At 68.3% G+C, this 11,340-nt stretch carries 9 protein-coding genes; 5 read left to right on the top strand and 4 right to left on the bottom strand.

The window, feature by feature from the left end:
- Window positions 1–65 precede the first annotated feature (65 nt).
- Together AB0395_RS25570 and AB0395_RS25565 are read right to left on the bottom strand one after the other, a co-directional pair.
- Window positions 66–710 (bottom strand): M15 family metallopeptidase, encoded by a 645-nt coding sequence (locus AB0395_RS25570; RefSeq protein WP_366284646.1) that lies wholly within the window; start codon window positions 708–710, stop codon window positions 66–68.
- 11 nt (window positions 711–721) lie between these two features.
- Window positions 722–1,882 (bottom strand): ROK family transcriptional regulator, encoded by a 1,161-nt coding sequence (locus AB0395_RS25565; RefSeq protein WP_366284644.1) that lies wholly within the window; start codon window positions 1,880–1,882, stop codon window positions 722–724.
- Window positions 1,883–2,094: 212 nt separating this feature from the next.
- On the opposite strand from AB0395_RS25565, the gene AB0395_RS25560 reads away from it, so the two are divergent.
- From AB0395_RS25560 to AB0395_RS25545, 4 genes are all read left to right on the top strand, one after another.
- Window positions 2,095–3,444, top strand: a complete 1,350-nt coding sequence (locus tag AB0395_RS25560; protein ID WP_366284643.1) for an extracellular solute-binding protein — start codon at window positions 2,095–2,097, stop codon at window positions 3,442–3,444.
- A gap of 2 nt (window positions 3,445–3,446) precedes the next feature.
- On the top strand, window positions 3,447–4,460 hold the full coding sequence (locus AB0395_RS25555; protein ID WP_366284641.1) for a sugar ABC transporter permease: 1,014 nt from the start codon (window positions 3,447–3,449) through the stop codon (window positions 4,458–4,460).
- Window positions 4,457–5,308 carry a carbohydrate ABC transporter permease gene (locus AB0395_RS25550; RefSeq protein WP_366284639.1) on the top strand — a complete coding sequence of 284 codons (852 nt, stop codon included), beginning with the start codon at window positions 4,457–4,459 and terminating at the stop codon, window positions 5,306–5,308. The genes AB0395_RS25555 and AB0395_RS25550 overlap by 4 nt, the downstream gene beginning before the upstream one ends.
- Window positions 5,309–5,409: 101 nt before the next feature.
- Window positions 5,410–6,864 carry a glycoside hydrolase family 3 N-terminal domain-containing protein gene (locus tag AB0395_RS25545; protein ID WP_366284637.1) on the top strand — a complete coding sequence of 485 codons (1,455 nt, stop codon included), beginning with the start codon at window positions 5,410–5,412 and terminating at the stop codon, window positions 6,862–6,864.
- Window positions 6,865–7,028: 164 nt separating this feature from the next.
- Here the strand turns inward: AB0395_RS25545 and AB0395_RS25540 are convergent, their stop codons facing one another.
- Both AB0395_RS25540 and AB0395_RS25535 read right to left on the bottom strand, forming a co-directional pair.
- Window positions 7,029–8,168, bottom strand: coding sequence for an ROK family protein (locus tag AB0395_RS25540; RefSeq protein ID WP_366284635.1), 1,140 nt, complete (start codon window positions 8,166–8,168; stop codon window positions 7,029–7,031).
- Window positions 8,169–8,411: 243 nt separating this feature from the next.
- Window positions 8,412–9,572: an ROK family transcriptional regulator gene (locus AB0395_RS25535; RefSeq protein ID WP_366284633.1), complete on the bottom strand. Its 1,161-nt coding sequence runs from the start codon at window positions 9,570–9,572 to the stop codon at window positions 8,412–8,414.
- 291 nt (window positions 9,573–9,863) lie between these two features.
- Here AB0395_RS25535 and AB0395_RS25530 point away from each other — a divergent pair, with 291 nt between their 5' ends.
- Window positions 9,864–11,264, top strand: a complete 1,401-nt coding sequence (locus AB0395_RS25530; RefSeq protein WP_366284630.1) for an extracellular solute-binding protein — start codon at window positions 9,864–9,866, stop codon at window positions 11,262–11,264.
- The last annotated feature ends 76 nt before the right edge of the window (window positions 11,265–11,340 follow it).

The raw sequence follows: 11,340 nt of genomic DNA, 5'->3' as shown, positions 1-11,340 counted from the left end.
ACGGGAGGGCCGGGCCAGAGGCCGGAGAGCCCGGGGCCTTGTGGGAGAGGACCCGAGGGGGCGGGTCAGAGGGCCCGGGGGCCGTAGAGGGCGGAGGGGGCTCCGGTGGTCATGGCCCAGTAGCGGTCGCCGTACGACCAGTGCCACCACTCGGTGGGGTAGTTGACCAGGCCCGCGGAGTCGAGCGCGACGCCCAGGAGCTCGCGGTTGCGGCGCGCCTGGGCGGAGATGTCGGGGGCCGCGGTGTAGCAGGCGCCGCCGCTCTGCTCGGGGGTCGCGTTGAGCGGGGTGCCCATGTCGAGCTCGACGCCGTCCTCGGTGCACAGGGTGAGGTCGACCGCCGCGCCCGCGGTGTGCGGGGCGACCTCGACCGGCGAGACGTAGCGGCTGGCCGCCGCAAAGATCTCCTCAGGCGACATTTCAGGAAATATCGCCTTCAGCTCCGCCGAGTACTCGTCGAAGATCTGCTGCTGCATCGCCAGCGGCCGGTACCCCTCCACGACCAGCAGCCGGTAGCCGGAGGGAAGCCGCTCCTGCGCCTCCTCAAGCCTGGCCACCAGCCCCTGCCTGAGGTGGGCGAAGGCCCCCTCGGGGTCGGCCATCCGCCCGTCGACCCGCAACCGCCCCCGGACGTCGACCAGCTGCTCCCCGGACTCCGCGACGGGAATCGCGGCGACCCGGGGATCGGAGATCAAAACGATGTCGCGCATAGCCGCAATTCTCACACCGTTTCGGAGAAGACCTGTTCGCGGGCCTGGTTCAGGGCCGAAACCAGAGCCCCGCGCAGCACCGAATTGCCCGGGACCTCCGAGACCACGACCTTGGGCTGGCTCGGGCAGACCCGGGCCACGGCCTCCTCGACCCTGGCCGCGAGCGCGTCACCGCCCGCCCTGCCGACGTCACCGCTGAGCACGATCAGCCCGGGGTCGAGCACGACCGCCACCGCGGCGACGCCGACCGCCAGCCGCCCGGCCAGCTCGTCGAGGAAGCTCTTCGCGCCGCCCGCGACGGCCGCGCGGACGTGGTCGGCCAGCGAGTCCCCCCGGATGCCGTGCGCGTCCGCCAGGCTCACCAGGGCGTCGCCGCCGACCAGCCGCTGGAACGAGCCCGACTGGGGCTCGGTCACGTCGGTGGGAAGCGGCTCTCCGGGGACGGGGAGCCAGCCGATCTCGCCCGCGCCTCCGGTGAAACCGCGGTGCAGACGCCCGCCAAGCATGACCCCGAGCCCTTGGCCGACGCCCGCCCAGACGAGCACGAAGTCCTCGATCTCCAGGGCGGCGCCGCAGAAACGCTCGGCCAGCGCGGCCAGGTTCACGTCGTTCTCGATCGTCACGGGGACGTCGAGAGCGCGGCGCAGCTCGGCCAGCACGCCCTCGTGCCAGGAGGGCAGGTCGAAGGAGAACCGGACGTCGCCGGTGCGGGGGTCGACGACTCCCCTGGTGCCGATCACGAAGGCACGGAGCTGGGCCAGGGTGATGCCCGCCGACTCGCACGCCTTCAGGACGGCGCTGTGCACCAGCCGCACCGGGTCCTCGTGGCCGCTGGGGTCGACGGAGACCTCGGCGATGGTCTCGCCGGTGATGTCCGCGACCCCCGCGCTGATCCGGTCGGGCAGCACGTCAAGCCCCGCGACGTAGGCGCATGAGGGCACGACGCCGTAGAGCGCCGCGTTCGGTCCCCGCCCGCCCGCCTGCTCCCCGACCATCGCGACGAGCCGGCGATCCTCCAGTCTGGCGAGCAACTGACCGGCGGTCACTTTGGAAAGACCGGTGAGTTCTCCCAGCTCGGCACGGGTGAGCGGGCCGCTGGACAGCAGGAGTTCCAAGGCCGCGCGGTCGTTGAGCTGACGCAGCAGCCGAGGGGTTCCCGGACGTTTGGACAAGATCGGTTTCCCCCCGTCACGATCCGCTAACGATCGTTTCTTTTAAGAAAGTTTCTTGTTAGTTTAGCCCTAGTCGGCCCGCAGGCAAGAGCGACCGAGCCGCGGGTTGCAACAACTCCGGTCACTGACCGTGAGCGCAGAGGGTCGCGGGGACCCAAGCCAATAAGCAGCTGAGTGCCAACCCCGTCGAAAGCCGGAAAGGGAGAACTCAAGTGAAGTTCGCGAGAATCGCCACCACGACGGCAACCACCGCCGCCCTCGCCCTGGGCCTTGCCGCGTGCGGCAGTAGCAGCGAGCCCGCCACGGACGCCGCCTCGTCAGGCGCCTCCGCGTCCGCGCCCGCCGCTTCCTCCGGCCCCAAGTTCGCCGGTCAGACGCTGACCGTCTGGCGTCTCGGCGCCCCGGACGAGAAGCAGAACTCGCTCATGACCGACCTGAACGCCAAGTTCAAGGAGACCACCGGCGCCGACGTCAAGCTCCAGTGGGTGGCGTGGCCGGACGCCCAGGCCAAGTGGACCGCCGCGCTCGCCGGCGGTGAGGGCCCCGACGTCACCGAGTTCGGCAACGACCAGGTGGCCGCGTGGGTCGCGCAGGACGCGCTGACCGACATCACCGACATCGTCAAGGCCGCGCCCGACTTCCAGCAGATCCCGCAGAACCTGTGGGGCTACGAGACGGTCGACGGCAAGATCTACGCCGCGCCGTGGGGCGGTGGCACCCGGGCGGTCCTCTACCGCAAGGACTGGTTCAAGGACCTGGGCATCGAGACTCCCAAGAACTGGGACGACCTCGTGGCCGCCGGTAAGAAGATCGTCGCCAAGAAGGGCAAGGACGTCGACGGCTTCGCCTTCAACGGCGGCTCCGACGCCAACATGTCGCTGTCGCCGTTCGTCTGGTCCGCCGGTGGCGACTTCGCCGCCTTCGAGGGCGGCAAGTGGGTCGGCAAGCTGACCGAGCCCGGCTTCAAGGAGGGCTTCCAGTTCTACACCGACCTGGTCGCCAAGGACGGCGTGTCGCGTAAGTCCGCCCTCACCCAGAACTCGGTGGACATCGCGACCCGCTTCGCCAACAGCAAGGTCGGCATGTACGTGACCGGCGGCTGGGACATCACCACCATCAAGGAGCAGAGCGGCGGCAAGGTCGGCGACGACCAGATGGGCTTCTTCTCGCTCCCGGCCAAGGACGGCAGCGGCCCGGCGCCCGCCTTCCAGGGCGGTAACGACATCGCCATCTGGAAGGACGCCAAGAACGTCGACCTGGCCGCCGAGTACGTCAAGCTCGCCGCGGGCGAGGAGTTCGGCACCCGGTACGCCAAGGACGGCGGCCTGCTGCCGCTGTACCCGAAGGCGCTGGCCGAGTTCGCCGCCGACCCGCTCCAGGCGCCGTTCGCCGAGACCTTCAAGGTCGCCAAGGGCTTCCCGAACGACACCAACTGGGCCGAGGCCAACGACACCAAGGCCGTCCTGCAGAACGCGGCCCGCTCGGTCATCGAGGGCAAGAAGAACGTCGACACCGCCCTGGCCGACGCCAACAAGGAACTCGAAGAGATCCTGAACCAGTAACCATGGCCAACACCTCAACCATCGCCCGGGACGGGGGCTCCTCCCCCGTCCCGGCGCGGGGGCGCAGAGGCACCAAGCCCCCGCGCGGCTCCAGCGGACTGCCCGAGTGGGTGGTCCCTTACGCGCTGCTCATCCCAGGCCTGGTGGTCATCGCCGGGCTGCTGCTCTACCCGCTGTACCAGATGGTCGTCATGTCCTTCCAGGACGTGGGCCTGCGGCAGATCCGGGGCGTGCCTGCCAAGTCCGTCGGGTTCGACAACTACCTGAAGCTGTTCGAGTCGGAGCTGTTCTGGACCTCGCTCCGCAACACCGTCGTCTTCGCCGTCGTCACAGTCGCGTGCACCCTGGCGCTCGGCACCCTGGTCGGCCTGCTGCTGAACAAGCTCGGCAAGAAGATGTCGACCTTCCTCGTCGTGGGCATCATGGCGGCCTGGGCCACCCCGGCGATCGCCAGCGCGATCATCTGGCGCTGGCTCTTCGACGCCGAGTCCGGCGTCATCAACTGGGCGCTCAACGCCCTGCCCGACTGGTTGTCCAGCCTCCTGTTCGGCCGGACCGACTGGAGCGGCGAGCCGTGGCTCAACGATCCCGTCACCATCTACCTGGTGCTCATCCTCGTGGTGGTCTGGGCGGGCTTCCCGTTCATCGCCGTCTCCGTGCTCGCGGGCCTGAGGAGCATCGCCGCCGAACTGTACGAGGCGGCGAGGGTGGACGGCGCCTCCGCCTGGCGCATCTTCTGGAAGATCACGTTCCCGCTGCTGAAGCCGGTCTTCTCGGTGCTGACCGTGCTCTCGGTCATCTGGGACTTCAAGGTCTTCACCCAACTGTTCGTGCTCGCGGGCGGAACGTCCAACCGTGAGGCCTTCAACCTGTCACTGTTCGCCTTCACCCAGGCGTTCAGCTCCCCGCCCAAGATGGGCCTGGGCGCGGCGATCGCGGTGGTGCTGACGCTGATCCTGCTCATCATCACCTTCTTCTACGTCCGCCAGATCGTGAAGACGGAGGACGTGCGATGACTCCCCAGTCCAGGAAGCTGCTCGGCAAGATCGGTCTCAACACCGCGGCCGTGCTGGTGTTCCTGTTCGCGGTGTTCCCCGTCTACTGGATGGTGTCCACGGCGTTCAAGAGCAACGAGCAGATCTTCACGACGGACTTCATCCCGTTCCCGACCGATCCCACGCTGGATCACGTCGAGCGGGTCTTCAGCGAGGGCGTCGCGGGCCACTCCATCTGGCGGTATCTGCTCAACAGCGCCATCGTCGCGGTCGGCACCGTCCTCATCGGCGCGGTCTTCTCCCTGCTGGCGGCGACCGCGGTGGCCCGCTTCAGGTTCCGCGGGCGCACCTCGTTCCTGATCCTGCTGCTCATCGTGCAGATGGTCCCGGCCGAGGCCCTGCTCATCCCGCTGTTCCTGATGGTCAGGCGGGCCGGCCTCTACGACCAGCTCCTGGGCCTCATCGTGGTGAACGTCGCGCTGACGCTGCCGTTCGGCATCTGGATGCTGCGCACCTTCGTCGCCGCGGTGCCCAGAACGCTGGAGGAGGCCGCCTGGATCGACGGCGCGAGCCGTTTCACCACCTTCTGGAAGGTGCTCTTCCCGCTGGTGGCCCCCGGGCTGGTGGCGACGAGCATCTTCACGTTCATCACCGCGTGGAACGAGTTCGTGTTCGCGCTGACCCTGATCAGCGACCAGGGCAGCTACACCATGCCGGTGGCACTGCGCTACTTCGTCAGCCAGCGATCGGTCGACTGGGGCGGGATCATGGCCGCCTCCACGCTGATGACGATCCCGGTGATCATCTTCTTCCTCCTCGTCCAGCGGCGAATGGTCTCCGGCCTCGTCGCGGGCGCCGTCAAGGGCTAACCCCGCCGGTGCTGGTACGGCCTCGCACCCACAAGGCGCGGGCCGTACCAGCCCTGTCCTCGTTTGTCCCCCCTCACCTCAGGTAAGGAGCATTTACCGCCATGTCTGAGCTCATCGCGGCTTCCAGCGATCAAGGGCTGCGTCGTCTCGCAGCCGGAACGCTGCTCGTCGCGTTCCAGGGCACCACCGCCCCCGACTGGGTTCTCCACGACCTGGAGAACGGTCTCGGCGGCGTCACCCTGTTCGGCTTCAACGTCGCCGATCCAGGCCGGCTCTCGGCGCTCACCTCCCGCCTTCGCGAGGCCGGCGACCCGGTGATCTCGCTCGACGAGGAGGGAGGTGACGTCACCCGGCTCGCATACCACGTGGGCAGCCCGTACCCGGGCAACGCCGCCCTCGGCGCGGTCGACGACGTCGAACTGACCCAGCGTGTCTACCGCTCCATAGGCGACGACCTGGCCCGCTGCGGCGTCAATCTGGACATGGCCCCGTCCGCCGACGTCAACACCGCCGACGACAACCCTGTGATCGGCACCCGCTCGTTCGGGGCGGACACCGATCTGGTCTCCCGGCACACCGTCGCGGCCGTCCACGGCCTCCAGTCGGCCTGCGTCGCCGCCTGCGTCAAGCACTTCCCCGGTCACGGTGCGACCCGGCAGGACTCCCACCTGGAGATCCCGCTCGTCGACGCCTCCGTCGAGCTGCTGCGCGAACGCGAGCTCGCGCCCTTCCGCGCCGCGATCGACGCCGGGACCAAGTCCATCATGACCGCACACGTCCGGGTGCCCTCACTGACCGGCAGCGAACCCGCGACGCTGTCGGCCGCCGCCCTGACCAGCCTGCTGCGCGGCGAGATGGGCTACGAGGGCGTGGTCGTCACCGACGCCCTCGACATGCACGCGATCACCGAGAGCGTCGGCCTGGCCGGTGGCGCGGTGCTCTCTCTTGCCGCGGGAGCCGACCTGCTCTGCCTCGGCCCGTTGCCGACGGAGGAGGACGTCCGCCGGATCGTCGACGAGATCGTCGCCGCCGTGCGGGATGGGCGGCTGCCCTCGGCCAGGCTGGAGGCCGCGGCCGAGCGCGTGGCCCGGCTGCGCACCTGGTTCGGCACGCCCCAGACGGGGCGGGCCGAGGAGAGCGTGATCGGCCTGACCGCGGCCCGCCGCGCGGTCACCCTCACCGGTTCCGCGTCCCCGCTGGTCGACCCGCTGGTGGTCGAGGTGGAGACCCCGCCGACCATCGCGGTCGGCGACGTGCCGTGGGGCTTCTCTCCCCTGATGCCGCAGGCGGAGGTCTTCCGGGTCAAGCCGGAGGAGGCGGATGTCCCGAACATCCTGGAGCGTGCCATCGGCCGTTCCCTGATCGTCGTGGTCAAGGACGCCCACCGCTACGAGACCAGCCAGTCGGTGGTCTCCTCGCTGCTGGCCGTGCGTCCCGACGCGACGGTGGTTGAGATGGGGCTGCCGATCTGGCGCCCCGAGGGAGCGACCTACCTGGCCACCTACGGCGCCGCCCGCGCCAACGCCCAGGCGGCGGCCGAGCTCCTGAGCATCTAAGCTCCCGAACTCCCGGGGCCACCTTCCACCGCCCCACGGTACGTCACGCTTCGGGACGGATCCCTCGTCCCGAAGCGTCATAAACCCACGCCCCGCTCCCGGAGCCGTCTACGACGGTGCTCTCGGTCCCGCTCGCCTCCTCGGCGAGGCGTACGGCCGCCGCATCAGGGGGTGAGTTGGAGGAAGTGGGAGAGCACAAGTCCGGCGGCGCCGAGGAGGGTGGAGTCGTCGTGTAGGGCGGAGAACGCGATCTGCGGCTGGCTGCCCGGATGGGCGGCGGTGCGCTGACGTACTCGCCACTCGATCCTGCCACGCAACGCTTCGCCGCCCGCGACCACGTCGCCGTGCAGGATGAACAGCCCGGGGGCGAGAAGCTGCTGGATGTTCGTGATGCCGACGGCGAGATTGTCGACATACTGGTCGAACAGCTGAGCCGCCCCGGGGTGGCCCTTGGCGGCGAGGCGGGTCAGTGGTCCGACCGTCAATGTGGACGCCGAGGGCAGATTGAGCCGGGCCGCCTCATCGCGCAGCCAGCGGTGTGTGGCGATGGTTTCCCAGCAGCCGCGCTGACCGCAGCGGCAAGGCAGGCCGTCGACCTGCACGATGCTGTGCCCGATCTCGCCGCCTGCGCCGCCCGGCCCGCGGTGTACCGAACCGTTCAGCACCAGTCCTACGCCGAGTGCCTCTCCGGCGTAGAGCGAGGCGAAGGTGGATAGCCCGCGTCCCTGCCCGAACCAGCGGTCACCGAGAGCTTGGACGCGCGGGTGCAGGTCGACGTAGACGGGCAGGCGAGTGCGGTCGGCAATGAGCGGGCCGATCGGCAGGCCTGCCAGACCGGGAGCCAGGTTGACCTGCACGATGGTGCCGCTATCGGTGTTGACCATGCCGCCAACCGCGATGCCCACGCCGAGGGCAGCCGGTCGGTTCGGGGCGAACAGCTCGTCCAACGCGTCGGTGACCGCGTCGACGACCAGGTCGGCGTCGTGGGTGTCTGCCGGGTACTCGCGTTTCGCCGTGGTCAGGATCGTGCCACCCGCGCTGACGAGCGCGGTCTCGACGTGTCCGGGCAGCAGGTGGACGGCGGCGATGGGTGGGCTGTTGGGGGAAAACCACAGCGGGCGCGATGGCTTGCCGCCGGCCGCGCTGCTGGGTTGGGGATCACCCTCGGCCAGCATCTCGTTATCGATCATCGGCTGCACGATGGAGCCGATCGTTGCCCGGCTGACCTCGGTGAGCCGGGCCAGGTCAGCGCGGGACAGCGGGCCGACATCGTAGAGCGCTTGCAGCACTCGGGCGCGATTCACCTGGCTGACCGTGTTCGGGGAGATCAGCGGCGAGTGAGGCCGGGGCGGCGGGGCCGTTGCCTCCGGACGCGTCCACTCCGATTGCACGCTACGGTCCCTCCCGATCTAGACGGAACACCCAATGCGGCGCGCCCAGGGCGGGCGTGGTTGCGCGTGATCTTTCCCTTACCCCAATATACGAGTTGCGCCGACGATCGTTGTGACCCGCAACCGCTGACATATCGTCCTCCTCTGGGCGTCGGCTCAGCCGACAAGCGGGAAGGATCGGGACAGCACCAGGCCGGCTGCGCCGAGCAGGGTGGTGCGGTCATGAGCAGAGCCGAAGGTGATCTGCGGTTCGGCCACGGATCGCGTCGGAAGGTAGCTGCGTGCTTGCCGTTCAACGCGGCCGCGCAGCGCCTCACCACCGGCGATGACGTCGCCGTGCAGAATGAACAGGCCTGGGGCGAGGATCTGCTGCAGGTTCACCACGCCGAGGGCGAGGTTGCGGGCGTACCGCTCGAACAGCTCCTTGGCGTCGGCGTTGCCTGCGGCCGACAGGCCGGCCAGCAGTGCCGTGGTCATCGCCTGCGCGGCCGGTAGATGTAGCCGGGCAGCCTCTTCGCGCAGCCAGTCGCGCGTGGCGATGGTCTCCCAGCAGCCGCGCTGGCCGCATCGGCACGTTCGTCCACGGACGTCGACGATGGTGTGCCCGATCTCGCCGCCGGCCCCGGCCGGTCCGCAGTGGATGGCGCCGTTGAGGAACAGGCCCGCACCGATCGCCTCGCCGATGTAGATGGATGCGAAGGACTGCTCACCTCGACCGGGGCCGGACCAGCGGTCGCCCAGGGCCTGGGCTCGGGGATGCAGATCGAGGTGGACCGGCAGGTTGACCCGTTCAGAAACCAGAGGCCCGAGCGGAAGGCCGGAAAGCTCCGGCATCAGGTTGCAGGCGACGATGGTTCCGCTGGTCGATTCGACGATGCCACCGACCGCGATACCCACGCCGAGGGCTCGGGCCGCGCTCCCCGCCAGGACCGCGTTGAGTTGGTCGACCACACAGTCGACCACCGTGGCGGCAGGGGCGGTGACCCGGAATCGCCCGCTGGCGGCGGCCAGTATTTTGCCGTCCGCGCTCACCAGTGCGGCCTCAACCCAGCCGGGCACCAGGTGTACCGCGGCCAGCGGCGGGCTGTCCGGAGCGAACCACAGCGGCCGGGCCGGCTTGCCGCCGGGGGTGGCGCCCCGTTGTGGTTCGCCCTCCGCGAGCAGCCCTCTCTCAAGGAGGGGCTGCACGATCGATCCAATGGTGGCCCGGCTGACCCCGGCCAACCGGGCCAGATCGGCCCGGGACAGCGGCCCCAAGTCGTGAAGCGCCTGCAATATCCGGCCCTGATTGACACGTCCGGCTTTGACCGCGGTCATCAGGACGGTTGGCTGCCGCCCGGTCGGCTGCCCGGGCCGGGGTGTCTCGCTAGGTGGCCACACCGCACTGCCGTCCTCCCTGGGTATGTACGATCCTCTTACATACCGATTCGAACACGAACGACGGGGATCTGCAACTTACGCGATCTACCTGATTCATTGGAGCCCAAACCACCAAATGTTGCGGACCGAAACCTATTGACAGGGTTAGGTATGTAGTTAACCTTAACTAACCTCGCGACTCTGACCCACCCCCGGCGAGGTAGAGCTTCAAGCAGGAAACGGTGTGACATGGAAGTAAGGCGTAAGGCTCAGCTGTTCTCGCTGATGAGCGTCTGTACGGTGCTGGCGGCCACAAGTTGTGCGGCGGGCGGCTCCTCCGCCTCGGGGACCACCCTTGACCAGGCTGGCTGCGACAAGATCACGAGCGGGGCGGCGGCCGGCGCCAGCACGTCGCTGAAGCAGCCGGGCGGAGGCAGCCAGAGCCTCCAGATCCAGCAGGCATCGCTCGGAACCGGGCTGCCCAAGACCACGGCAAGTAGCAAGACCATCAGCTTCGTCGGCGGGGCCTACACCGGGACCACCGAGGCGTACTGGAAGGACCTTGCCGGCAAGTTCGAGACGGCCAACCCGGGATACAAGGTCAACATCCGGATCATCGACTGGAACAACATCGACCAGCAGGTCAGCACGATGATCCAGACCAAGCAGTATCCGGACATCCTCAATCAGAACAAGTTCTCCGGGTGGGCCGCGAACGGACTGCTCCAGCCGATCGACTCACTGGTCTCCCCGACAGTCGGGAACGACTTCATCCCGTCGTTCAAGGAGAACAGCTACTACCAGGGGAGCCAGTACGGACTGCCCCTGATCGCCAGCACCCGCGCACTGTTCTACAACAAGGACATTTTCGCCAAGGTGGGGATCAGTCAGCCCCCGACCACCTGGGCCGAGTTGGTGGCCGCCGCACAGAAGATCAAGGCGGCCGGGTACACCGGGTACGGTCTGCCTCTGGGCGGTGAGGAGAACCAGGGCGAGTGGTCTCTGTGGATGTGGTCCAACGGCGGTGACTGGAAGTCGGACAACCAGTGGAGCGTCAACAGCCAGCGGAACGTTGAGAGCCTGAACTTCCTCAGCTGCCTCTCCAACGTCTACAAGGTGACGCAGCCCAACCCAGGTCAGACAAACCGTACCGACGGGGTCTTCCGGCCGTTCGCCAACGGCCAGACAGGCATGATCATGGGTGCCAGCTTCGCTCCCAGCCTGTTCAAGCAGTGGAACTCCACCGTCAACTACGGCATCGCCCCCATCCCGGTGAACAACGGCACCAAGCCGTTCACCCTGGGGGTGCAGGACTACCTGGTGTCGTTCAAGAACCCGGGCAACACCGAAGCCGTGTCGAAGTTCCTGAACTTCTTCTACCAGACCGACAACTATGTGCGCTTCCTGACAAGTCAGGGTTTCCTGCCGACCACACAGACGGCATCCGCCGCTCTGAAGAACGAGCCCGATTTCGCACCGTATCTGGATCTGCTGCCGATCGCGAAGTTCTACCCGTCGACCGACCCCAGCTTCCCGAAGGCGCAGGGCACCCTTGAGGCGCAGCTCGGCACCGCGCTGGCTCCGGGTGCGGACACCAAGTCGGTTCTGGACCAGGTCCAGACCGCGGCGACGCAGGGCAACGGCGGCTGAGCAGTGGCACCGAGGATACGGCACCACACATGGCGGTCGCTGGCCTGGATCTCGCCGAGCGTTCTGCTCATCGTCG

The organism is Streptosporangium sp. NPDC051023, from assembly GCF_040689595.1.
Taxonomy (GTDB): Bacteria; Actinomycetota; Actinomycetes; order Streptosporangiales; family Streptosporangiaceae; genus Streptosporangium.
This window is presented reverse-complemented; position numbering and strand designations above follow the sequence as displayed.